The following is a 23,869-nucleotide window of genomic DNA, read 5'->3' on the forward strand; positions in this document are numbered from 1 at the left end:
ACTTTCTCCTTAGTATTGGATATAAACTCCCGCCCATTATAGGGACGGGAGATTGCTTGTCATTAGTGGTCGTTAATCTACCAGAACCACGTGGCGAGCGAACTCTTTCTCGCAATACTTGCACTTCAGGCTGATATCGTCGGCGCGCTGCTTCACGGCGAACGAAGAAGCCACCGGCTCGTTGTGGCTGATGCAGTTGGTGTTCGGGCACAGCAGCACTTTCTCGATGCGATCCGGCAGGCTTGGGGTGCTTTTGCCCACCACTTCGTATTCGTCGATGCGGTTCACCGTGGCGTGCGGGGCGTACAGCGCCAGCTGATTCACCTGCTCGTCGGTCAGGAAAGTATTTTCAATTTTGATCAGATCTTTGCGACCCAGCTCGCGGGACGGCAAATTCAGGCCGATGGTAATACGCTGGTCGGTTTCGGTCAGCTGGAACAGGGTCAGCAGCTTAAAGCCAACCTGAGCCGGAATGTGGTCGATAACGGTGCCGCGCTTGATGGCTTCAACCTGTAATTTATTATCGTGCGTCATCTTCTTGTCCTCTCACTTAAACCAGTTCGCGATTCAACACCAGCGCCAGCAGCGCCTGGCGAGCAAAAATACCGTTCCCGGCCTGCTGGAAGTACCAGGCATGCGGCGTGCTGTCTACGTCGGTGGTGATCTCATCCACGCGCGGCAGCGGGTGCAGCACCTTCATGTTGCCGCGTGCGCCGGCCAGGTCGGCGGCGCGCAGGATAAACTGCGCCTTAACGTTGGCGTACTCAGACGGATCCAGACGCTCTTTCTGCACGCGGGTCATATACAGAATGTCCAGCTCGCCCACCACTTCGTCGATAGACTCGTGGCGGCTCCAGGCAATGCCTTTTTCATCCAGCATGTCGAGAATGTACTGCGGCATAGCCAGGGCAGTTGGCGCGATGAAATAGAAGCGGTTGCCGTTGAACTTCGCCAGCGCCTGGGCCAGCGAATGCACGGTGCGGCCATATTTCAGGTCGCCGACCATGGCGATATTCAGGTTCTCCAGGCGGCCCTGAGTTTCCTGAATGGTGAATAAATCCAGCAGGGTTTGGGTCGGGTGCTGGTTCGCGCCGTCACCGGCGTTCAGCACCGGGATCTCACCGGAAAACTCGGTGGCCAGGCGAGCCGCGCCTTCCTGCGGGTGGCGCATCACAATGGCGTCCACGTAGGTACTGATGACGGAGATGGTATCCGCCAGCGTCTCACCTTTCTTGCCCAGCGAAGTGTTGCTGCTGTCGGAGAAACCCACCACGGACGCGCCCAGACGGTGAATGGAGGTTTCAAACGAGAGGCGGGTTCGGGTCGACGCTTCAAAGAAGCAACTGGCGATAACTTTGTGCTTCAGCAACTCCGGCTGTGGATTAGCTTTTAGCTTTGCCGCGGTTGCCAGCACCAGTTCAAGTTCTTCACGACTGAGATCATTGATGGAAATGATGTGTTTTTTATAGAGCGGGTTAGTCATGCTTCTCTCCTGTTCTCGGGCCGACGGGCAAAAAAAAGGCCCCTCAACGAGGGGCCTTAGCAATTTGGGAATTTAGACATTCGACGGTGCAACGGGAAGAAAAACGCCCTGCCGCGTCTGCTTTCAGACGTCGAGCTGCGACATTTTTTTGAACACAGTAAACCATGCTTCCTCCCGGCAAATTGTGGCGCATTATACGCGCGTGGGTGTTCTCTGCAAGCGCTAAAATCACACTTTTTCAGGGGCGCTGCAATCGGTTGCGGTGCATTCAGGCCTGTCCCAGCATACGCATGATGCGGCGATGCACCAGCGGCGTTTTTTGCACTTCACGCGGCGCAATCCAGACCACGCTGCTGCCGGCGACCACGCCCAAAATCTCTGCGATGGCGTGATGATCGAGAATTTTTGCTATCGCTTTGCCGTAGCCTGACACCGTATGCACCATGACAAATTCGCTGTTGTGCTCAACGCTTAACACCATTTCGGCCACCGAACGCGCCGCGTTGGGCTGGGGCAAAGTCTGCGGGCTAAGAGCATAGATTTTTTGCCCTTTGGCATTGCGCAATTTGATAACGCCCAGCAGCTTGAGCAGGCGGGAGACGGTGGACTGACTGATGGCTTCGAAGCCGTGCTGTTTCAGGTCATGGCGCAGTTGCTCCTGGGAGTGATAACTCTTGTGGCTGATGAGCTGTTGGCACAGTTCAAGCTGGCGCTGCTCTTTCTCGAACGAGAGGCGGGATGTCCTCATGATCTCTATACACTCCTGTGATGGCCGGTGCGTTTTCATTGCACGGTGGATGAACGTAATTTATTGATAGAAATGATTTTTATTAATTTTATCTTTTTAAAATGTTGCCAATGGATGGAGATGAAGCGTTTAACGCCACAATCGTGGCGTTAATGGCGTCAGGCTATCTGTAAATTTCCACTTATGACCAGTTTTAATGTCCATGCGGCCAGAGCCAGAATGGCCACGGCGATCGCCAGTTCATAGCTTTTCAGCAGCGGCTGACCCTGGGTTTTTTTCTGCCACAGGAACACCAGAATGCCCGGCGTGAATAACAGCGAGCTCAGCAACATCGAATCGCCTGCGGCGTAGCAAAGCCAGAAGCCGTAAGCCGTGGCAATCAGGCCAAGCACGATGCCGCCGGTTCGTGATTCCCCCTGTCCATAGCGCTCCCCGGTCCAGGCCAGCTTCAGCCCGTAGGCTGCGCTGAACAGGTACGGAGGTAAAATGGCCGCCGTGGCAATGGAGAATAGCGCCTGGTAGCCGGCGGCGTAGAACAGGGTAAGGATCAGGAAGAGCTGAATTAAGCCATTGGTGATCCACAGTGAAAACGAAGGTGAATGACGGGCGTTCTCTTTGGCGAAAATTTTAGGGAAAATGCCGTCAATTGCCGCGACACGCGGTAATTCTGCGGCAAACAGCGTCCAGGCCAGCAGCGCGCCGGCTACGGACAGAATCACGCCTCCGGCAACGAACTTCGCTCCCCATGCCCCGACCACGCTTTCCAGCACGCCGGCCATCGACGGATTCTTCAGCCCGGCCAGGCTCGCCTGATCGAGGATCCCCATCGACAGCACGCTGACCAGCACGTAAATCGCCAGCGCGCCCAGCAGACCAATGACCGTTGCCTTACCGATATCCTCACGTTTTGCGGCCCGGGCAGAAACAACGGTTGCCCCTTCAATGCCGATAAACACCCAGGTAGTTACCAGCATGGTGTTTTTAACCTGGTCGAAAATTTCCGGGCGAGATCCTTCGACCAGCATCATGCGGCCCCAGAAATCCGCCGTGAACACGCCAATCCGAAAGGCAATCAGCACCGCGACAATAAAGACCAGCAGAATGATGACCTTGACCACGGTGAGGATGGTGTTGATGTAGGCGGCTTCTCGCACCCCGCGAAGTACCAGGGCATGAACTAACCAAAGCACGATGGAGGCGCCGATAATCGACGGCAGGTTATTCCCGTCGCCAAACACCGGAATGAAAAAGCTCATGGCGCTGAACAGCAGCACCGCGTAAGAGACGTTCCCGAGCCAGGCGGAGAACCAGTAGCCCCAGGCGGACTGGAAGCCAATAAAGTCGCCAAACCCGGCTCGGGCATAGCTGTAAACGCCGCCGTCAAGATCCGGGCAGCGAGCGCTGAGATTCTGATAAATAAACGCCAGGCAAAGCATGCCGACGCCGGTAATGGCCCAGCCGATCAGCAATGCGCCGGGGGACGCTACCGAAGCAAAGTTTTGCGGCAGGCTGAAAACGCCCCCGCCAATCATGGAGCCTATAACCAGCGCCACCAGCGCGCTGAGTCCTAGTTTTCTTTCACTGCTTGTGGAGGTGTCTGCGGCACCTTCATGGGTAACATCGGCCATTTCCTTTTCTCCCGCTGCGCGAAGCAGCACAAGGGCAATACGGGCAGCGAGGGGTTCCCACTGCCCGACAGCGTTACGCGCCGAGCGTGGCGACCATTACGGCTTTAATGGTATGCATGCGGTTTTCGGCTTCGTCGAAGACAATGGAGTGTGCTGACTCAAAGACTTCCTCGGTCACTTCCAGCCCCTTCAGGCCGTAGGTTTCTTCGATCTCTTTGCCGACTTTGGTGTGTTCGTTATGGAAGGCAGGCAGGCAATGCATGAACTTGACGTTCGGGTTGCCGGTCGCGTTGAGGACGTTCTGGTTAATCTGGTAGGGCGTCATGATACTTACGCGTTCAGCCCAGGCTTCTTTAGGCTCGCCCATCGAAACCCAAACGTCCGTGTAGAGGAAATCCACGCCCGCAACGCCTTCTTCCACGCTGTCCGTCAGCATGATGCGGCCGCCGGTTTCTTTGGCGATGGTGCGGCATTGCTCGACCAGCGCTGCTTCAGGCCAGAAGGCTTTCGGCGCGACAAGACGAATATCCATGCCCATTTTGGCTGCGCCCACCATCAGGGAATTGCCCATGTTGTTACGGGCATCGCCGAGATAAGCGAAGGAGAGATCCTGCAGTTTTTTACCCGGAGCGTGCTCCAGCATGGTCATCAGGTCGGCGAGGATCTGGGTCGGGTGAAATTCATTGGTTAGCCCGTTCCACACCGGCACGCCAGCGTATTCCCCCAGCTCTTCGACAATGTCCTGGCCATAGCCGCGGTATTCAATCCCGTCGTACATCCGCCCCAGCACGCGAGCGGTATCTTTCATGGATTCTTTATGGCCGATTTGCGAGCCGCTTGGCCCCAGATAGGTCACCAGCGCGCCCTGGTCAAACGCGCCAACCTCAAAGGCGCAGCGGGTACGGGTGGAGGTTTTCTCGAAGATCAGCGCGATGTTTTTACCGCATAGCGTTTTTTTCTCTGTTCCGGCCTGTTTGGCGGCCTTCAGTTCACGGGCCAGGTCGATGAGGTACTGAATTTCTGCCGGTTTGAAGTCGAGGAGTTTCAGGAAATTACGGTTTTTTAGGTTGATAGTCATTTTCGTTATCCTTTGAATGAGAAGTTTTTTTACCCTCACCCCGGCCCTCTCCCTGGAAGGGCGAGGGGGGAAATGCTGGTGATTCTGTTTCGTTTCCTGTCCCCTCTCCCCCTGGGGAGAGGGTTAGGGTGAGGGGGCTTTCACGGCTCCCGAATTAACGTGCCTTTCTCCCCGGCCAGAATTGCCGGGCCATCCTCCAGCGCACCTATCCCGGCGATACCGTGGCAACTGGCGACAAAGTGACTGCAGGCGGAAACTTTTGGCCCCATCGAGCCTGCATCGAAGCTCATGCTTTCAAGCTCGGCTGGCGTCACGCTGGTGAGCGGGCGCTGCGCTGGTGTGCCCCAGTTGAGATAAACGGCGTCTGCGTCAGTGAGGATCAGCAGGGCGTCGGCCTCTATCTGGCGAGCCAGCAATGCGGCGGAAAGATCCTTATCAATGACGGCTTCAATCCCGTGGTAGCCATCGGCTTTCTCCACCACCGGCACGCCGCCGCCGCCGTTACAAATAACCAGGTGGTCACGCTGGATAAGCGCCGTAATGGCATCGCTTTCGACGATGCGTTTAGGCAGCGGGGACGGCACCACGCGGCGGAAATACTGGCCATCGGCTTTTACCGACCAGCCTTTGTCACGTACCAGCGCATCCGCCTGCTCCTTGCTGTACACCGGGCCGATGTACTTGGTCGGATTGCTAAAGGCCGGATCCTGCGGATCCACTTCAACCTGAGTCAGCAGCACGCTGACTTCGCGGTCAGGCAGATGATTTTTCAGCGCCTGCTGCAGCATGTAGCCGATCATTCCCTGGCTCTCAGCGCCGAGAACGTCCAGCGGATAAGGACTTACGTTTTGGTAGGCGCTGTTTTGCAGGGCCAGCAGGCCGACCTGCGGACCGTTGCCGTGCACCAGCACCACGCGCCAGGCGTGGGTGAGCTGGGCGATAGTTTTTGCCGCCAGCTCAATATTTTTACGCTGCAGGTCGGCTTCCAGCGGTTCACCACGCTTCAGCAGGGCATTCCCGCCGAGCGCGACTACGAGAGTGGGTTTCTGTTGCATATGCTTTCCTCCCTTAAATCCCGTCGCGTTCCAGCGGGCAGCTCATGCAACGCGCGCCGCCACGTCCGCGGCCCAGTTCATCGCCTGGAATAGGCAGGACGGTGATCCCGGCTTTGTCGTATTTCTCGTTGGTCCAGATATTGCGTTCGTAGCCGATGACCACGCCGGGGCGAACGGTCAGCACGTTGTTGGCGTCGTTCCACTGTTCGCGCTCGGCTTCAAAAGCATCGCCGCCGGTGGTGATGAGCTTGACCTGATCGATACCCAGCGCTTTTTCGATGGCGTTCACCAGGCTGGTTTCCTGCTGGCGTTTGATGCCGCCGTGGCCGTCAGGGGTTAACGTCCAGCACTGCACGTCTTTGCGGACGACTTCCGGGTAAACGGAGAAGGTGTCGAGATCGAGATGAGTCATGACGGTATCGAGGTGCATACAGGAGCGGTGCTTCGGTAGCTCGACGGCAATCACGCGTGTTGCCTGTTGATGCCTGAATAATGATTCAGCGAGGAACTCAATGCCCTGAGGGGTGGTTCGTTCGGACATGCCAATTAATACCGCACCCCGGCCAATCACTAATACGTCACCGCCTTCCAGCGTGGCATGATCGTAATTAATATTTTCGTCGCCGTAATACTTAATGAATTTCCCGTCGGTGAATGCCGGATGCCAGCGATAAATGGCCCTTAAGTTATTTGTTTCGCGCTGGCGAGCGGCTTTTGCCATTGGGTTAATAGAGACGCCGTTATAAATCCAGCAGGAAGTATCTCGGGTGAATAAATGGTTGGGGAGCGGCTTCATAATAAAGTCTGTTGTGGCATGAATATCCACGACCATATTTTTAATGTGTGTCGGAATTTCCCCATAGGTCAGCCCGCCAGAAAGGCGACGGGCGAGTTCGCGATGTGGCATATCAGCCAGCCAGCCGCGAACGTCCGAGGCGAATGCCGGCCCGAGCCGATAGTCTGAAATCTGGGTGTTCAGCAGCCAGGCCTTGGCATCGCTGACGTCCAGCGTTTGCGTCAGCAGGTCGGTTAGCAGCAGAACTTCCACGCCCTGACCGCGCAGCGTATTGGCAAAAACGTCGTGCTCTTCACCGGCGCGCTCAACGGAAAGCACATCGTCAAATAACAATTCCTGACAGTTTGAAGGGGTAAGTCTTTTCAGGCTGAGGTTTGGGCGATGCAGCATCACGCTGCGTAGTTGACCTATTTCGGAGCCGACATAATGTTTGTCCATGACTATTCCTTTGCATTAATTCGGAGATAGACGTGCCATTGGCGCAATAAATATTGCGTCGCGATTTTATTAACCTGTAAATTTTTCGTCGAGGCGTATATTAATTTCTTCACAACCATTTAATGTGAGATTTATCACGCGCTCAAGGTGGTTTTTATTTGTTTTGTTATTAATTGATGGCTGTCAGAGAACGGTGATTTAACTGAGATTGATGAATGCATAATTATACGATAAATCGTTTTTAATTATTTTGGTGTGTTAAAAATATGTAAGTTTATTCCTAAGGGTGAATGTCGCAATGTATTGATTATCATTGGTTTTTATTTTCTGTTTGCATGATTATTCATTATGGAATCTGTTTAATGCCGTGAAGAGAAGTTCACGGAAAAATAGTTATTTTTATTTTGCTATTAATGCAGTGCATGCAAACTGTGAGCGCAGCGGATTTATTCTTTTTATCTTAATGAAAACAGACTGTTGTGTGGGGCATAAAAAGAGAGGGAGATGAGGTTATGTCCTTTTAGTGCATAAAAAATGCTGGGCGTGCATCAGACGCGCAACATTTTTAGTAATAACCAGGCGGGAGAAAAGAAAACCCCTCGGGCGGAAAGCCGCCGAGGGGCCAGGAGAAGCCCTGGGAGCGAAGAAACTAGTTTGCCAGCGTGGCGACCATCACGGCCTTGATGGTGTGCATCCGGTTCTCAGCCTGGTCGAACACCACGCTGTGGGAGGATTCAAAAACTTCGTCGGTGACTTCCATGCCGCCGTGCAGATCGAACTCCAGCGCCATTTGTTTACCCAGCGTGGTTTGATCGTCGTGAAACGCCGGCAGGCAGTGCAGGAATTTGACCTGCGGGTTGCCGGTTAACGCCAGCATGGCGCTGTTGACCTGGTAAGGGCGCAGCAGGGTGATACGCTCGGCCCACTTCTCTTTGGCTTCGCCCATCGACACCCAGACGTCGGTATAGATGAAATCCGCCCCTTTAACGCCCGCGGCAACGTCTTCGGTTAACGTGATTTTTCCGCCAGTCTTTTCGGCCATGGCTTTGCATTCGGCGACCAGCTTTTCATCCGGCCAGCAGGCTTTAGGCGCCACCAGGCGCAAATCTAGCCCGGTCAGAGCGGCAGCTTCCAGCATGGAGTTCCCCATGTTGTTGCGCGCGTCCCCGGCGTACACCAGCGTCATCTCATTCAGGTTTTTGCCCGGCAGGTGTTCCTGCATGGTGAGCAAATCCGCCAGCAGCTGGGTCGGGTGATATTCGTTGGTCAGGCCGTTCCACACCGGCACGCCCGCATAGCTGGCAAGGGTTTCGACGATATCCTGGCCGTAGCCGCGGTACTGGATGCCGTCATAAATGCGCCCCAGCACGCGAGCGGTATCTTTAATTGATTCTTTATGCCCGATCTGACTGCCGCTTGGGCCGAGATAAGTGACGCGGGCGCCCTGGTCGTAAGCGGCAACTTCGAAAGAGCAACGAGTACGAGTCGAATCTTTTTCGAAGATGAGCGCAATGTTTTTACCAGTAAGGTGCTGAATCTCTGTTCCTTTTTTCTTGTCACTTTTCAGCTTGGCGGACAGGGTCAGCAATTCGTTCAGTTGAGCAGGGGTAAAATCGAGCAGCTTAAGAAAGTTTTTCTGATAGAAGTGACTCATTTTTTCCTCGCAGGGCGCAAGCCTTAATTGAATTAAAATTCAATTTATATGTATGAATATTCAATTGCAACCCCGTGTGTTAAAACTTTGCGGTGAAAGGTGGAGGCAAACCCCGGCGTGTGTGAAAATGAGAGTATCTGCCGACACATTTGAGGAAAGGGCCATGGCAAATCCAGAACAGCTGGAAGAACAGCGCGAAGAAACACGTTTAATCATTGAAGAACTGCTGGACGACGGGAGCGACCCGGACGCGCTGTACACCATCGAACACCACCTTTCTGCGGATGATTTCGAAACGCTGGAGAAAGCGGCCGTTGAAGCGTTCAAGCTCGGTTATGAAGTGACTGACCCGGAAGAGCTGGAAGTGGAAGAGGGTGATACCGTCATCTGCTGCGATATCCTGAGCGAATGCGCGCTGAACGCTGAGCTGATCGGTGCCCAGGTTGAGCAACTGCTGAACCTGGCCGAGAAATTCGGTGTGGAATACGACGGCTGGGGTACCTACTTCGAAGACCCGAACGGCGAAGAGGGTGAAGAAGACGGCGACGAATATCAGGACGAAGACGACGACGGCGTTCGTCACTAAAAGTAAGCGGCGCAGCGGCGTTCAGCCGCTGCGCCTGGCATGTGTCATTCTTACCCGATCGGGCAAAATTCTCTTTTTTCCTTTCTTCTTAAATAAATGATTTTCAGGCCACCTATTCTGCCTTAGCATCGTCATCTTGTATTAAAAATGCGCAAATGAGGCTAAAGTCTCGCCATTTCAATTATCAGTCAGCACAGGATGTGTAATATGACAGCTTCCAGTCTTACTCCCTCCTCGCCCCCGGCACAAAAAACGCCCAGAACAGGTTTTGAAAAGTGGCAGGACGGTATTAATAAGGCCCCCGGCGAGACGCGGTGGAATGCCTGGGATTGTGACATCCAGCGGGTAGTCGATGGATACAATCGCCATCTCTCCTCTACGCCAGGCTACAGGACTTTGGACTGGCATCTGATTAAAGCGATGGTCTGGGTCGAAACGGGAGCCCTGAGCTCTGACTGGCATTTCCGACCTATGCAAATCGGTGTTAAGGGCGATCCTGGGATGACATCTTTCCTGTCCGGTAAGGAAGGCGGTGAGCTCATCCTGCCTGACGCGTGGAAAAAACAGTTAACCGTCGCCACGATCAGAACCACGCCGTTAAATAACCTGCGTGCGGGCATCGGCTATCTGCTGATGCGTATGGCGCAATTCGAGCACCGAACGATACTCACTGTTGACAGCAAAATTTATGACGTCACCGTGAAACCCGGTGACAGCCTGGCAAAAATAGCGAAAGCGCAGGGAAGCACTCTGGAACTGCTGCAAAAGCTTAATCCACAGGTCAAGATTCTCCGTGCTGGTCAGACGCTCAAGTGCCAGAAGGCAAACGCTCGCAGAGTGATTGCCGGATGGCGGAGCATTTCGACCACGACGATCGCTCTTCGCTATAACGGCGGCGGCGATCCTAACTATTCCAGAAAACTCGATTACGCATTATCACTGATTAAAAAAGGGAAGAGCGCTTTATGCAAATGACACTGAAAGCTTGCCTGGTTATCGCCGCTTGTTTGCCGCTGCTGGCGCTGGCTGACGATCCTCAGCCAGTTAAGGATGCCACGGCCCTGCGAGAAGCGTGTAGTGAATATGCGGAGGCGGGGATGCGTGACTGTCTGATTAAGCAGTCGAAAGAGAGTGAGCAAGTTTTGGAAAAAGCCAGCAAATCCGCCGCCACCAGAATCGCCGAATGGGATGAAGACCAGCGCTATATCGAGAAAGCTAGCGCAGCGCTCGAGACATCAAATCAACGGTTCATTCATTACCGCAACGGTCAATGCCAGCTTGCGGCTTCGCTCAGCGGAGGTGCGGCAGGCAATGCGCGTGAAATCAGGCGGCTGTCTTGCATAGCTGAACTCAACTATGGTCGCGCTGAGCAGCTAACCCACGCGGTTTCAGGGCTAGCCGTGAAATAGTGCAGCACGCTCTTTGTTGCCGGGCTTACTGACAAAAGTGTGGGCAGTGATTATGCTGTCCTTTACGAAAAGTAAGCGGTGCAGCGGCGTTCAGCCGCTGCGCATCAGGATATCCTCATGGACTACCAGCAACTCCTCTCCCCGATTACCCAATTCCTGCAGTGCCCGACGCCCGAGGCGTGGATTCAAAAGGCACGTCGCCCGGAAAATCTGCCGCTGCTGCTAACCGACCACATGGTGTGCGAGCTGAAAGCCGCGCAAACCGCGATGCTGCTGATCCGCAAATACGTTGCCGATAAAGAGAGTTCCCAGGCGCTGCTGGCCTGGCTCCAGCCTTATGAAGCCTTTACCTTCCGTGACGGCGAGGAACCCGATTTTCTCTCGCTCCACAAAGGGCTGAGCAAAAGCATCATGCCGAAAACGGCGAACGGCTGGGGGCAGCAGCTTATCGACAGCATGGTGCTGCTGATCAAAGAAGAGCTGCACCATTTTTGGCAGGTGCGGGAAATTATGATTGCCCGTAACATCCCGTACGCCAAAATCACCGCCAGCCGCTACGCTAAAGGTTTACTGAGTGAAACTCGTACTCATGAACCGCTGATGCTGGTCGATAAACTTATCTGCGGCGCCTACATTGAAGCGCGATCCTGTGAACGATTTGCCGCGCTGGCGCCGCACCTGGATGATGAATTACAGCGTTTTTACCTGTCGCTGCTGCGCTCCGAGGCGCGCCATTATCAGGATTATTTAACCCTGGCGGAGCAGATTGCCGGGGGCGATATCAGTGAACGCGTGCGTTTCTTTGGCAAGGTTGAGGCCGGGCTTATCCAAAGCCATGACGACGAGTTTCGTTTCCACAGCGGCGTACCCGCCGCAGAGTAGAAGGATGTACCATGAACTGGACCCACGTCATTATTGCAGGCTATGTCGGGGCTGTGATCGCCGCGGTGGTAGCGGTATTCCGCAAGAAAGGCTGGGTCGGTAAAGCGGGCGCGGTGGCCATTGCGCTGGTTGCCATCATGGCGTGGAACATCTTTGACGTAAAATACCTTATTCCTCGCGATCGGGCCGGGCAGGAACTGGCCGGGCTGGATGACGCGATGGCCCGGATGCCGGTTTACCAGGTGCTGAAAGAGCAGGAACCCGCGCTGTGGATGTCCATTCGCCAGCAGGCGGTAGAGATGCACCAGCAGGGGAAAACCGAGCAGGAAGTGATCGACACCATCCAGCCGCAGATCCTCGCGGTGGAGACCAAGCGCCTGCAAAGCGCGACGGACGACAACGTCGTGGCGTTTATGCAGGTGAACATGCAGCAAACGGCGATGGTGCAAAAATCCAGTGACGACGCCTGTTTCCGCTTCCTGTTCCCGGACGTGAAGGGCGGCATCAACTCCACGAAAATACTGCCTAAGGATGTGACGATGCGCCGCATGCAGGTGGATGCGGCGATGATGCGTTCCGCCTACGGCGCAGACAAACACAGCGTAACTGACGCCGAGCGCGATCGGGCCCGCAAAGACATTCAGCCCATCGTGCAGCAGTTGACTAAGCGCTACGGGAGCGACCTCCAGCTTATGTCGGATCCGCATAAAGCGGTGGGCAAAGAGGGGCTGGTCTGTAACCAGGTTCAGGAGCTGTGGCGCAACGTTCTGCAGCTGCCTCCAGCCCGCGCGGCCGGGATCATTCGCCTGTCGGTTGCGCAGGAATAACCCGTAGCGATAGCGATCGAAATCGCTTAAGGCTTGAACAGCTACGCGCTTATCGCTAAGGTAAGCGCGTTTTTTTTACCTTCCTGGAAAGCATCATGACCGCTATCGCCCTTATCGACGACCACCTTATCGTCCGCTCCGGCTTTGCCCAACTTCTTGGGCTGGAGGCGGATTTTCAGGTCGTGGCCGAGTTCGGCTCCGGACGCGAGGCGCTGGCCGGGCTGCCGGGGCAGGGCGTGCAGGTGTGCATTTGCGATATCTCGATGCCGGACATTTCCGGGCTGGAGCTGTTAAGCCAGTTACCAAAAGGAATGGCGATCGTCATGCTGTCGGTGCACGACAGCCCGGCGCTGGTGGAGCAGGCGCTGAACGCTGGCGCGCGCGGCTTTTTATCCAAACGCTGCAGCCCCGACGAACTGATTGCCGCCGTGCGCACGGTGGCGACGGGCGGGTGCTACCTGACGCCGGACATTGCCATGAAGCTGGCCGCCGGGCGGCAGGATCCGTTGACGAAGCGCGAGCGGCAGGTGGCTGAAAAGCTGGCGCAGGGCATGGCGGTGAAAGAGATTGCCACCGAGCTGGGACTTTCGCCAAAAACGGTGCACGTGCACCGCGCCAACCTGATGGAAAAGCTCGACGTCAGCAACGATGTGGCGCTGGCGCGACGCCTGTTTGACGGCTGGTAATGCGGCCTTTCTTCTCGCGGCTGATTGCCGTTATCGCCAGTTTCTTTATCTTTTCCGCCGGCTGGTTTTGCCTGTGGAGCATCAGCCTGCATCTGGTGGAGCGGCCTGAGCTGGCGGTGCTGTTATTTCCCTTTGGATTGCGTTTAGGGCTGATGCTGCAGTGCCCGCGCGGCTACTGGCCGGTTCTGCTGGGCGCGGAGTGGCTGATGCTTTTCTGGCTCGCGCAGGAAGTGGCGCTGGCGCATCTGCCGCTGTTAATGCTGGGCGGAGTGCTCACCATCCTGCCTGTGGCGCTCATTTCTCGTTATCGTCATCAGCGTGACTGGCGGACTCTGCTGCGCCAGGGCGGGGCGCTTATCGCGGCCGCTTTGCTGCAGTCGCTGCCGTGGCTGAACCAGGGCAGCGATGCCCTGAATGCGCTGCTGCTGACCCTGACCGGTGGGTTAACGCTGGCGCCGACCTGCCTGGTACTCTGGCACTATCTGACCAGCACCGTCTGGCAGCCTCTCGGCCCGGCGCTGGTTTCCCAGCCGGTTAACTGGCGCGGGCGGCATCTGATTTGGTATTTACTGCTGTTTGCCGTCAGCCTCTGGCTGCAGTTGGGGTTACCCGCCGAACTCTCCCGTTTTACGCCGTTCTGCCTGGCGCTGCCGATTATCGCCCTGGCCTGGCACTACGGCTGGCAGGGAGCACTGATTGCCACCCTGATGAACGCCATCGCGCTGATTGCCAGCCAGACCTGGCACGATCATCCGGTGGATCTTCTGCTTTCATTGCTGGCTCAAAGCCTGACCGGGTTATTGCTGGGCGCAGGGATCCAGCGCCTGCGTGAACTGAACCAGTCTTTGCAAACCGAGCTGGCGCGAAATCGCCGCCTGGCCGAACGCCTGCTGGAAACCGAAGAAAGCGTGCGGCGGGAAGTGGCGCGGGAGCTGCATGACGACATTGGGCAAACCATCACGGCGATCCGTACCCAGGCCGGGATCGTGCAGCGGCTGGCGCCAGAAAGTGAGGGCGTTAAGCGCAGCGGCGCGCATATTGAACAGCTTTCGCTGGGGGTTTATGACTCCGTTCGTCGTCTGCTGGGGCGCTTACGCCCGCGCCAGCTGGATGATTTATCGCTCGAGCAGGCGATTCGTTCCCTGATGCGCGAAATGGAGCTGGAAAGTCGCGGCATCGTCGGCCATATCAACTGGCGAATCGATGAGCCTCTGCTTAGCGAGGGGCAGCGCGTGACCCTGTTCCGCGTTTGTCAGGAAGGGCTCAATAACATCGTCAAGCACGCCAGCGCCAGCGCGGTAACGCTCCAGGGCTGGCAGCAGGACGAGCGGCTGATGCTGGTGATCGAAGACGACGGCAGCGGTTTGCCGCCGGGGTCCGGGCAGCAGGGCTTTGGGCTTACCGGCATGCGTGAGCGCGTGACGGCGCTGGGCGGGACGTTCGCTATTTCCTGCACTCACGGCACGCGCGTCAGCGTCAGCCTGCCATTACGTTATGCCTGAGGGGCGAGCATGTTCAGTTTTTTAAAAGTCCCGGCAAGCGCCGCGCCGCTTAGCGACAAAAGTGAGATTGATGCCCGCTACCGCTACTGGCGTCGTCATATCCTGATCACTATCTGGCTCGGCTACGCGCTGTTTTACTTTACCCGCAAAAGCTTTAACGCCGCCGCGCCAGAAATCCTCGCCACCGGCGTGATGGAGCGCACCGATATCGGCCTGCTGGCGACGCTGTTTTACATCACCTACGGCCTGTCGAAGTTCTTCTCCGGGATTGTCAGTGACTTTTCCAATGCCCGTTACTTTATGGGCATTGGGCTGATAGCTACCGGCATTGTGAATATTCTGTTTGGCTTCTCGACCTCGCTTTGGGCGTTTGCGCTGCTGTGGGCGCTGAACGCCTTTTTCCAGGGCTGGGGATCGCCGGTTTGCGCCCGGCTGCTGACGGCGTGGTATTCCCGCAGCGAGCGCGGCGGCTGGTGGGCCGTCTGGAACACGGCGCACAACGTGGGCGGGGCGTTAATCCCGATCATCATGGGTGCTGCGGCGCTGCAGTACGGCTGGCGTGTCGGGATGATGATCGCCGGTGGCCTGGCGATTATCGCCGGGTTATTCCTCTGCTGGCGGCTACGCGACAGGCCGCAAACCGTGGGCTTGCCTGCGGTGGGTGACTGGCAGCATGACGCCCTGGAAATCGCCCAGCAGCAGGAAGGCGCGGGGCTGACGCGCAAAGAAATCCTCTACAAGTATGTGCTGGTTAACCCTTACATCTGGCTGCTCTCGCTGTGCTACGTGCTGGTGTATGTGGTGCGGGCGGCGATCAACGACTGGGGTAATCTTTACATGTCCGAAACGCTGGGGGTCGGACTGGTTACCGCGAACTCGGCGGTGACCATGTTTGAGCTGGGCGGATTTATCGGCGCACTGGTGGCGGGCTGGGGCTCGGACAAGCTGTTCAACGGCAACCGTGGCCCGATGAACCTGATCTTCGCGGCAGGCATTCTGCTTTCCGTGGGCTCGCTATGGCTGATGCCCTTTGCCAGCTACGTGATGCAGGCGGCCTGTTTCTTTACCACCGGCTTCTTCGTGTTTGGGCCGCAGATGCTGATCGGCATGGCGGCGGCAGAATGTTCGCACAAAGAGGCGGCGGGCGCGGCGACGGGGTTTGTCGGGCTGTTTGCCTATCTTGGCGCCTCGCTTTCCGGCTGGCCGCTGGCGCGGGTGATCGACATCTGGCACTGGAGCGGCTTCTTTGCCGTGATCGCGATTGCCGCCGGGATATCGGCTTTGCTACTGCTGCCGTTCTTGAACGCTCAGGCCCCGCGCGAGGCTAACGAAGCGTGATACTCCTCACCCTTTTGCGCCATAAAGGGCAAAACTAAGAAATTTTCCCGGTTCGGCCTGGACGCTGTCTCAGGCCAGTTTGCTCGCTGATTTTTACAATGCCTGCCATTAAGCAGGTATTCAAATCAGGAGTCATCCATGCTGGCCTTTCTAAACCAGGTGCGTAAGCCCACCCTGGATCTGCCGCTCGAAGTGCGGCGAAAAATGTGGTTCAAACCGTTCATGCAGTCGTATCTGGTGGTGTTTATTGGCTACCTGACGATGTACCTGATCCGCAAAAACTTTAACATCGCCCAGAACGACATGATCTCCACCTACGGGCTGAGCATGACACAGCTGGGGATGATCGGCCTCGGTTTCTCCATTACCTACGGCGTGGGCAAGACCCTGGTTTCTTATTACGCAGACGGGAAGAACACCAAGCAGTTCCTGCCGTTTATGCTGATCCTTTCCGCCATCTGTATGCTCGGCTTCAGCGCCAGCATGGGCGCAGGCTCGGTTAGCCTGTTCCTGATGATTGCTTTCTACGCTCTGAGCGGTTTCTTCCAGAGCACCGGCGGGTCGTGCAGCTACTCGACCATCACCAAGTGGACGCCACGCCGCAAGCGCGGCAGCTACCTGGGCATGTGGAACATCTCCCACAACCTCGGCGGCGCTGGCGCGGCCGGTGTGGCCCTGTTTGGCGCTAACTACCTGTTTAACGGCCACGTTATCGGGATGTTTATCTTCCCGTCCGTTATTGCCCTGATTGTCGGTTTTATTGCCCTGCGCTACGGCAGCGATTCCCCTGAGTCCTACGGCCTCGGCACCGCCGAAGAGCTGTTTGGCGAAGAGGTCAGCGAAGAAGACAAAGAAGCCGAAGACAATTCGATGACCAAATGGCAGATCTTTGTTGAGTACGTGCTGAAAAACAAAGTGATCTGGCTGCTGTGCTTCTCCAACATCTTCCTGTACGTGGTGCGTATCGGTATCGACCAGTGGTCCACCGTGTATGCTTTCCAGGAGCTGAAACTCTCCAAAGAAGTGGCGATTCAGGGCTTCACCCTGTTTGAAGTGGGCGCGCTGGTTGGCACGCTGCTGTGGGGCTGGCTGTCTGACCTTGCCAATGGCCGTCGTGCGCTGGTGGCCTGCGTAGCGCTGGCATTGATCATCGCCACGCTGGGCGTGTACCAGCATGCCAGTAATCAGTACGTTTACCTGGCTTCGCTGTTTGCCCTTGGTTTCCTGGTCTTTGGCCCGCAGCTGCTGATCGGCGTGGCGGCAGTCGGCTTCGTGCCTAAGAAAGCTATCGGCGCGGCCGACGGCATCAAAGGCACCTTCGCTTACCTGATCGGCGACAGCTTCGCCAAACTGGGCCTGGGGATGATTGCCGACGGGACGCCAATCTTCGGTCTCACCGGTTGGGCAGGCACGTTCGCTGCCCTGGATGCCGCCGCAATCGGCTGTATCGTGCTGATGGCCATCGTGGCGGTATTTGAAGAGCGCAAAATTCGCCGCGAGAGAAAGATCCAGCAGCTGAAAATCGCTTAAGCGCATTCTGAACTGTTCCAGCCCGGTATAACGCCGGGCTTTTTTATGCCCGCGAATAACGCCAGCGCGAGGCATTACTGGGTAAAGTGATTGCGCTATACTGCCCGGCATTCATTGATAGCAAATTGTCGTTAAGCTGCCGGGTATTTAACTTCATGATTTGGATTATGTTAGCCACGCTTTGCGTGGTGTTTATTGTCGGCTTTCGGGTGCTCACGTCGGATTCACGGCGGGCTATTCGCCGACTGAGTGAGCGGCTGGGGATCGACGTGGTGCCGGTTGAATCGATGATCGATCAAATGGGGAAAGCACAGGGCGACGCGTTTTTACAGTATTTGCACCGCCCGGATGAGTCCCATTTGCAAAATGCGGCGCAGGTTTTGCTGATTTGCCAGATGGTGATTGTCGACGGCAGCGATCAAAATCTCCAGCAGTGGTATCGAAGGCTGCAAAAAGCCCGGCTTGCCACACCGATTACTGACGCTCAGGTTCGCCTGGCACAGGGGTTTTTACGAGAGATGGAGCCGGAGAAGCCGGAGATCACGGCTTTTCAGATGCGCTATAACGGCTACTTCCAGTCTGAAGATGGCGTGCACTGGCTGCACTAGTGCACGCCGTTTCACAGAGAATTACAGCGTTTTGAGCATGGTGACTTCGCAATCCACATGGCCGGTGCAGCCTAGTGGGGCAGGAATATGCTCAAAGCCTAAATGTTCGTATAGCCCAACGGCTTCTTTCAGAAATGCGGTGGTTTCCAGGTAACAGCGCTTGAAGCCCTGATCCCGGGCGTGATCCAGCGCCTGCAGCGCCAGTTTCTTGGCTAATCCCTGGCCGCGAACCACCGGCAGGAAATACATCTTCTGCAGCTCACAAATGTCCGGCTCGCTACACGATAACGGCGCTACGCCGCCGCCCCCCACCACTTCGCCGTTGATTTCTACCACCCAGTACGCATGGCCTGGCTGGCTGTAGAGCTGATAAAGCTCGTCAAGATTAGGGTCGGCAACGGTGTAGCCTTTATCGGCGGTCAGGCCGTATTCGGCGGACACCTGGCGAATAACCCGGGCGATAGCCGAATTGTCTTCGGCAGTAATCCGGCGCAGCTGGAGCTTCACATCGACCGGGGCTGTGGTGTTCATCATGTGACTCATAGGCTTAGGGAAGGATAAAAGCAGTTAATAGCACTTCATTACGGAGGGCGCAAGCTGCATAAAAAACGCCCCACACCGAGGTGCGGGGCGAATTATGCCTGGGGCCGATTACAGCGCGGCGATAACGGCCTGCTGCTCAATCAGCTTCGCTTTGGCGTCGGCAAAGCCTTCGAGACGCTCACGCTCTTTGGCGACAACGTCAGCTGGCGCGCGGGCGACAAAGCCTTCGTTGGACAGTTTGCCTTCGATCTTGCCAATTTCGATTTCGATCTTCGCCACTTCTTTCACCAGACGCTCGATCTCAGCGGCTTTATCTACCAGACCGGCCATCGGGATCAGCAGCTCTGCGCCGTCGATAATCTTGGTCACGGAAACCGGACCTTTGTCATCGACTGGCAGGATGGTGATGCTCTCCAGGCGAGCCAGGTTCTGCAGGAAGGTGCGGTTTTCGCTCACGCGACGAATTGCTTCCTCGCTGCAGCCGCGCAGCAGCACGTCCAGACGTTTGCCTGGAGCGATGTTCATCTCGGCGCGAATGTTACGCACCGCGGTGATCACGTCCTTCAGCCATTCGGTGTCTGCGAACGCCGCTTCATCAACCTGAGACGCATCGTAGGCCGGGAATGACTGCAGCATAATAGTGTCTGCGGTGATGCCCTTCAGCACTTTCACGCGCTGCCAGATGGTTTCGGTGATGAATGGAATGATCGGGTGTGCCAGGCGCAGCAGACCTTCGAGCACGTTCACCAGCGTATTGCGGGTGCCGCGCAGTTCGGCTTCAGAACCGCCGTTCATGACCGGCTTGGTCAGCTCCAGATACCAGTCACAGAACTGGTTCCAGGTGAACTCGTACAGGATGTTGGCGGCGATGTCGAAGCGGTAGCTGTCCAGCGCTTCACGGTATGCTTTCACGGTGCGGTTGAACTCGGCCAGGATCCAGCGATCGGCCAGAGACAGCACCATTTCGCCGCCGTTGAAGCCGCAATCCTGCTCTTCGGTGTTCATCAGCACGAAGCGGCTGGCGTTCCAAAGTTTGTTACAGAAGTTGCGGTAGCCTTCCAGGCGCTTCATGTCCCAGTTGATGTCGCGGCCAGTAGAGGCCAGCGCCGCCAGGGTAAAGCGCAGGGCGTCGGTGCCGTGCGGCTCGATGCCGTTCGGGAACTGTTTCTCGGTGCGCTTGCGGATTTTCTCCGCGAGCTGCGGCTGCATCATGTTGCCGGTACGTTTCTCCAGAAGATCTTCCAGAGAGATGCCGTCCACCATGTCCAGCGGGTCGATAACGTTGCCTTTGGATTTGGACATCTTCTGGCCTTCGTCATCGCGAATAAGGCCGGTCATGTAGACGGTCTTAAACGGCACCTGCGGCTTGCCGTTTTCATCTTTGATGAAGTGCATGGTCAGCATGATCATGCGGGCAATCCAGAAGAAGATGATGTCGAAGCCGCTGACCATAACGCTGGTCGGGTGGAAGGTGCGCAGCGCTTCGGTGTTTTCCGGCCAGCCCAGGGTGGAGAAGGTCCACAGGCCAGAGGAGAACCAGGTGTCCAGCACGTCTTCGTCCTGGTTCAACGCCACGTCGGCACCCAGGTTGTTTTCGGCGCGAACTTCCGCTTCGTTGCGGCCAACGTACACGTTGCCTTCCGCGTCGTACCAGGCCGGGATACGGTGACCCCACCACAGCTGACGGGAGATACACCAGTCCTGAATATCGCGCATCCAGGAGAAGTACATGTTTTCATACTGCTTAGGCACGAACTGGATGTCGCCCTGCTCAACGGCTTCTACCGCCACTTTTGCCAGCGGCGCGGTACGCACATACCACTGGTCGGTCAGCATTGGCTCAATAACCACGCCGCCGCGGTCGCCGTAAGGCACGGTCAGGTCGTGGGGTTTGATTTCATCCAGCAGGCCCATTGCATCGAACTTCGCGACCACGGCTTTACGTGCTGCAAAGCGCTCCAGTTTCTGGAATTCAGCCGGGATGTCGGAGGCGTAAACGGTGGACTCTTCGCCGTTGGTATCGAACACTTCTGCGGCTTCACGGATATCCCCGTCGAAGGTCAGAATGTTGATCATTGGCAACTGATGGCGGCGGCCAACTTCGTAGTCGTTAAAGTCGTGCGCCGGGGTGATTTTCACGCAGCCGGTGCCTTTTTCCATGTCCGCGTGCTCGTCGCCCACGATAGGAATGCGGCGGTTAACCAGCGGCAGTACCACGAATTTACCAATCAGGTCTTTATAACGCGGATCTTCCGGGTTAACGGCCACGCCGGTATCACCGAGAACGGTTTCCGGGCGGGTGGTGGCGACAATCAGGTAATCTTTACCGTCTGCGGTTTTGGCACCGTCGGCCAGCGGGTAACGCAGGTGCCACATGGAGCCTTTGGACTCGCGGTTTTCAACTTCGAGATCGGAAATCGCGGTACGCAGTTTCGGGTCCCAGTTGACCAGGCGCTTGCCGCGGTAAATCAGGTCTTCTTTATAGAGACGGACGAACACTTCTTTCACCGCGTTGGACAGGCCTTCGTCCATGGTGAAGCGCTCGCGCTCCCAGTCTACGGAGTTACCGAGACGACGCATCTGACGGGTAATGGTGCCGCCGGATTCTGCCTTCCACTGCCAGATTTTGTCGATGAACGCATCGCGGCCGTAATCGTGGCGGGTTTTGCCTTCTTCGGCGGCGATTTTACGTTCTACAACCATCTGCGTTGCGATACCGGCGTGGTCGGTGCCCGCCTGCCACAGGGTGTTTTTGCTCTGCATGCGCTGGTAACGGATCATGGTATCCATGATGGTTTGCTGGAAGGCGTGACCCATATGCAAACTGCCGGTGACGTTCGGCGGTGGGATCATGATGCAGAAGCTTTCCTGGCTGGTGTCGCCATTCGGTTTGAAGTAGCCCTGCTGTTCCCAGTGCTCGTAAAGCGGCTGTTCGATATCTTGCGGGTTATATGTCTTTTCCATTGTCTGCTATGTCGTTCCCGGCGGGGTATAGGTCGCCGTAGTCAAGTGGAAACCGGCAACGCGGTACGCTTTGTAGCGCTCGCGGGCCAGTTGTTTCTGGGATTCTTCGTAAGGTACGAAGTCTATCACTTCCAGGAAAGCGGTGGCAAAATCTGCGAACTGTGGCAGCAGGCTAATCAGCAAATCCCGGGGGGCGCTGCCGCGGCGCTGAGGCCATGCCAGCTCAACCGGCGCGCCGTAGCGTGGGCCTTCACCAGCCAGATTGTGTGGGACGAATGCCTGAGCATCTCGCTGCCAGAGCGCTTCGTCGAGGCGAATCGCCTGCTGTTCGTTTTCGCAGGCGACCAGTACCCGCTTGCCTGCACGGAATCCATCCGCAGCCAGCTCGCACACCAGCTGTTCCACGGCACTTAGCCCTTCGGCATGAGTGTCGTTATCCAGCAGGTAAAACGTTGCGTTTTTCATGAGACCAGCTTGTTAAGTTGAATGTTGTTGCCCCTCACCCTAACCCTCTCCCCAGAGGGGCAAGGGAACCAAACGGCGTTTTTTATGCCCGTCCGGGGTGAGGGTAAAGCTTTACGCTTACTCTTCGCCGTTAAACCCGGAACGGTTCAACAGGAACTGGGACAGCAGGGCGACAGGGCGGCCAGTTGCGCCTTTTGCCTTGCCGGAGCGCCATGCGGTGCCGGCGATGTCCAGGTGAGCCCAGTTGTACTTGCGGGTAAAGCGAGACAGGAAGCACGCCGCCGTAATCGCGCCACCAGGACGGCCGCCAATGTTTGCCATATCGGCAAAGTTGGACTCCAGCTGTTCCTGATACTCGTCACCCAGCGGCAGACGCCATGCGCGGTCACCGGCTTGCTCAGACGCGCTGATCAGCTCGTGCGCCAGCGGATTGTGATTCGACATCAGGCCGGTGATGTGATGGCCAAGGGCGATGACGCAGGCGCCGGTCAGCGTTGCGACGTCGATAACCACTTCTGGCTCGAAGCGCTCGACGTAGGTCAGCACGTCACACAGCACCAGACGGCCTTCGGCATCGGTATTTAGCACTTCAACGGTCTGGCCGGACATCGTTGTCAGCACATCACCCGGGCGATAAGCGCGCCCGCCTGGCATATTTTCACAACCGGCAAGGACGCCAATGACGTTCACCGGCAGGTTCAGCTCCGCCACCATGCGCATCACGCCGTAAACGGAAGCCGCGCCGCACATGTCGTACTTCATCTCATCCATGCCTTCGGCAGGTTTGATGGAGATACCGCCGGAGTCAAAGGTTAAGCCTTTGCCAACCAGCACAATCGGACGAGCATCCGGGGAGGCATTGCCTTTATATTCAATCACCGACATCAGTGATTCGTTCTGCGAGCCTTCGCCTACCGCGAGATAGGAGTGCATGCCCAGCTCTTTCATCTGCTGTTCGCCAATCACGCGGGTGACCACGTTTTTGCTGAACGAGTCCGCCAGTTGACGAGCCTGAGAAGCCAGGTAAGCGGCGTTACAGATGTTTGGCGGCATGTTGCCGAGATCTTTCGCGGCTTTGATGCCGGACGCGATAGCCAGGCCGTGCTGAATGGCGCGCTCCCCGCTGGTCAACTCACGACGAGTTGGCACGTTGAACACCATTTTACGCAGCGGACGGCGTGGTTCGGTTTTGTTGGTTTTCAGTTGATCGAAGCTGTACAGCGTCTCTTTAGCTGTCTCAACCGCCTGGCGTACTTTCCAGTAGGTGTTACGGCCTTTGACGTGCAGCTCGGTCAGGAAGCAAACGGCTTCCATTGAGCCGGTGTCGTTGAGCGTGTTGATGGTTTTCTGAATCACCTGCTTGTACTGGCGCTCATCAAGCTCGCGCTCTTTGCCGCAGCCAATCAACAGAATGCGTTCAGACAGCACGTTCGGTACGTGGTGAAGCAATAAGGTTTGCCCTGGTTTTCCTTCCAGCTCACCACGGCGCAGAAGCGCGCTGATGTAGCCATCGCTGATTTTATCGAGTTGTTCTGCGATCGGGGACAGGCGACGCGGTTCAAAGACTCCCACAACGATGCAGGCACTACGCTGTTTCTCGGGGCTACCGCTTTTTACACTGAACTCCATGCACTACGCTCCTGAATCTT

The 23,869-nt window shown here is 56.5% G+C and carries 22 protein-coding genes; 10 read left to right on the forward strand and 12 right to left on the reverse strand.

Annotated elements, in window-relative coordinates:
* Nucleotides 1-72 precede the first annotated feature (72 nt).
* The 8 genes from pyrI to argF (F3J26_RS17375) form a co-directional block, all read right to left on the reverse strand.
* Nucleotides 73-534: an aspartate carbamoyltransferase regulatory subunit gene (gene pyrI / locus F3J26_RS17340; RefSeq protein WP_008454720.1), complete on the reverse strand. Its 462-nt coding sequence runs from the start codon at nucleotides 532-534 to the stop codon at nucleotides 73-75.
* A gap of 16 nt (nucleotides 535-550) precedes the next feature.
* Complete coding sequence (gene pyrB / locus F3J26_RS17345; protein WP_166995050.1) at nucleotides 551-1,483, reverse strand: aspartate carbamoyltransferase; 933 nt, start codon at nucleotides 1,481-1,483, stop codon at nucleotides 551-553.
* 268 nt (nucleotides 1,484-1,751) lie between these two features.
* Nucleotides 1,752-2,231, reverse strand: a complete 480-nt coding sequence (locus F3J26_RS17350) for an arginine repressor (RefSeq protein WP_008454718.1) — start codon at nucleotides 2,229-2,231, stop codon at nucleotides 1,752-1,754.
* Nucleotides 2,232-2,389: 158 nt separating this feature from the next.
* The gene (gene arcD / locus F3J26_RS17355) at nucleotides 2,390-3,859 is read right to left on the reverse strand and encodes an arginine-ornithine antiporter (protein WP_008454716.1); all 1,470 of its coding nucleotides are present in this window, start codon (nucleotides 3,857-3,859) and stop codon (nucleotides 2,390-2,392) included.
* A gap of 73 nt (nucleotides 3,860-3,932) precedes the next feature.
* Nucleotides 3,933-4,937, reverse strand: coding sequence for an ornithine carbamoyltransferase (gene argF, locus F3J26_RS17360; protein ID WP_166995066.1), 1,005 nt, complete (start codon nucleotides 4,935-4,937; stop codon nucleotides 3,933-3,935).
* A 140-nt stretch (nucleotides 4,938-5,077) separates the two neighbouring features.
* Nucleotides 5,078-5,992: a carbamate kinase gene (locus F3J26_RS17365; RefSeq protein ID WP_166877851.1), complete on the reverse strand. Its 915-nt coding sequence runs from the start codon at nucleotides 5,990-5,992 to the stop codon at nucleotides 5,078-5,080.
* 13 nt (nucleotides 5,993-6,005) lie between these two features.
* Nucleotides 6,006-7,226 carry an arginine deiminase gene (gene arcA, locus F3J26_RS17370; protein ID WP_008460769.1) on the reverse strand — a complete coding sequence of 407 codons (1,221 nt, stop codon included), beginning with the start codon at nucleotides 7,224-7,226 and terminating at the stop codon, nucleotides 6,006-6,008.
* 649 nt (nucleotides 7,227-7,875) lie between these two features.
* Nucleotides 7,876-8,880, reverse strand: a complete 1,005-nt coding sequence (gene argF, locus F3J26_RS17375) for an ornithine carbamoyltransferase (RefSeq protein ID WP_166995068.1) — start codon at nucleotides 8,878-8,880, stop codon at nucleotides 7,876-7,878.
* A gap of 163 nt (nucleotides 8,881-9,043) precedes the next feature.
* Between argF (F3J26_RS17375) and rraB the strand changes: the two genes are divergently transcribed.
* The 10 genes from rraB to F3J26_RS17425 all read left to right on the forward strand — a co-directional run bounded on the left by rraB (nucleotide 9,044) and on the right by F3J26_RS17425 (nucleotide 18,248).
* Nucleotides 9,044-9,466 (forward strand): ribonuclease E inhibitor RraB, encoded by a 423-nt coding sequence (rraB, locus tag F3J26_RS17380; protein ID WP_008460771.1) that lies wholly within the window; start codon nucleotides 9,044-9,046, stop codon nucleotides 9,464-9,466.
* Between the two features lie 207 nt (nucleotides 9,467-9,673).
* Nucleotides 9,674-10,441, forward strand: coding sequence for a LysM peptidoglycan-binding domain-containing protein (locus F3J26_RS17385; protein ID WP_166995070.1), 768 nt, complete (start codon nucleotides 9,674-9,676; stop codon nucleotides 10,439-10,441).
* The gene (locus tag F3J26_RS17390; protein WP_166995072.1) at nucleotides 10,432-10,875 is read left to right on the forward strand and encodes a lysozyme inhibitor LprI family protein; all 444 of its coding nucleotides are present in this window, start codon (nucleotides 10,432-10,434) and stop codon (nucleotides 10,873-10,875) included. The genes F3J26_RS17385 and F3J26_RS17390 overlap by 10 nt, the downstream gene beginning before the upstream one ends.
* A gap of 117 nt (nucleotides 10,876-10,992) precedes the next feature.
* Entirely contained in the window at nucleotides 10,993-11,757 is a 765-nt protein-coding gene (gene miaE, locus F3J26_RS17395) for a tRNA isopentenyl-2-thiomethyl-A-37 hydroxylase MiaE (protein ID WP_166877870.1), read from the forward strand.
* Between the two features lie 11 nt (nucleotides 11,758-11,768).
* Nucleotides 11,769-12,584 (forward strand): topoisomerase II, encoded by an 816-nt coding sequence (locus F3J26_RS17400; protein WP_166995074.1) that lies wholly within the window; start codon nucleotides 11,769-11,771, stop codon nucleotides 12,582-12,584.
* Nucleotides 12,585-12,679: 95 nt separating this feature from the next.
* Nucleotides 12,680-13,270 (forward strand): response regulator transcription factor UhpA, encoded by a 591-nt coding sequence (uhpA, locus tag F3J26_RS17405; protein ID WP_008460776.1) that lies wholly within the window; start codon nucleotides 12,680-12,682, stop codon nucleotides 13,268-13,270.
* Nucleotides 13,270-14,772 carry a signal transduction histidine-protein kinase/phosphatase UhpB gene (uhpB, locus tag F3J26_RS17410; RefSeq protein WP_166995076.1) on the forward strand — a complete coding sequence of 501 codons (1,503 nt, stop codon included), beginning with the start codon at nucleotides 13,270-13,272 and terminating at the stop codon, nucleotides 14,770-14,772. Before uhpA ends, uhpB begins: the two co-directional genes overlap by 1 nt.
* 9 nt (nucleotides 14,773-14,781) lie before the next feature.
* Nucleotides 14,782-16,110, forward strand: a complete 1,329-nt coding sequence (locus tag F3J26_RS17415) for an MFS transporter (protein WP_039298086.1) — start codon at nucleotides 14,782-14,784, stop codon at nucleotides 16,108-16,110.
* Between the two features lie 138 nt (nucleotides 16,111-16,248).
* A complete protein-coding gene (uhpT, locus tag F3J26_RS17420; protein WP_166868686.1) occupies nucleotides 16,249-17,640 on the forward strand; it encodes a hexose-6-phosphate:phosphate antiporter UhpT in 1,392 nt (463 codons plus the stop codon).
* Nucleotides 17,641-17,795: 155 nt separating this feature from the next.
* The gene (locus F3J26_RS17425; RefSeq protein ID WP_166995078.1) at nucleotides 17,796-18,248 is read left to right on the forward strand and encodes a DUF1198 domain-containing protein; all 453 of its coding nucleotides are present in this window, start codon (nucleotides 17,796-17,798) and stop codon (nucleotides 18,246-18,248) included.
* A gap of 21 nt (nucleotides 18,249-18,269) precedes the next feature.
* Here the strand turns inward: F3J26_RS17425 and F3J26_RS17430 are convergent, their stop codons facing one another.
* The 4 genes from F3J26_RS17430 to pepA form a co-directional block, all read right to left on the reverse strand.
* Nucleotides 18,270-18,791: a GNAT family N-acetyltransferase gene (locus F3J26_RS17430; RefSeq protein WP_442892314.1), complete on the reverse strand. Its 522-nt coding sequence runs from the start codon at nucleotides 18,789-18,791 to the stop codon at nucleotides 18,270-18,272.
* A 108-nt stretch (nucleotides 18,792-18,899) separates the two neighbouring features.
* On the reverse strand, nucleotides 18,900-21,755 hold the full coding sequence (locus F3J26_RS17435; protein WP_166995084.1) for a valine--tRNA ligase: 2,856 nt from the start codon (nucleotides 21,753-21,755) through the stop codon (nucleotides 18,900-18,902).
* Between the two features lie 6 nt (nucleotides 21,756-21,761).
* A complete protein-coding gene (locus F3J26_RS17440) occupies nucleotides 21,762-22,220 on the reverse strand; it encodes a DNA polymerase III subunit chi (protein WP_039287963.1) in 459 nt (152 codons plus the stop codon).
* A gap of 117 nt (nucleotides 22,221-22,337) precedes the next feature.
* On the reverse strand, nucleotides 22,338-23,849 hold the full coding sequence (gene pepA, locus F3J26_RS17445) for a leucyl aminopeptidase (protein ID WP_008460793.1): 1,512 nt from the start codon (nucleotides 23,847-23,849) through the stop codon (nucleotides 22,338-22,340).
* Nucleotides 23,850-23,869 lie beyond the last annotated feature (20 nt).

The organism is Enterobacter sp. Ap-867, assembly GCF_011752855.1.
Taxonomy (GTDB): Bacteria; Pseudomonadota; Gammaproteobacteria; order Enterobacterales; family Enterobacteriaceae; genus Cedecea.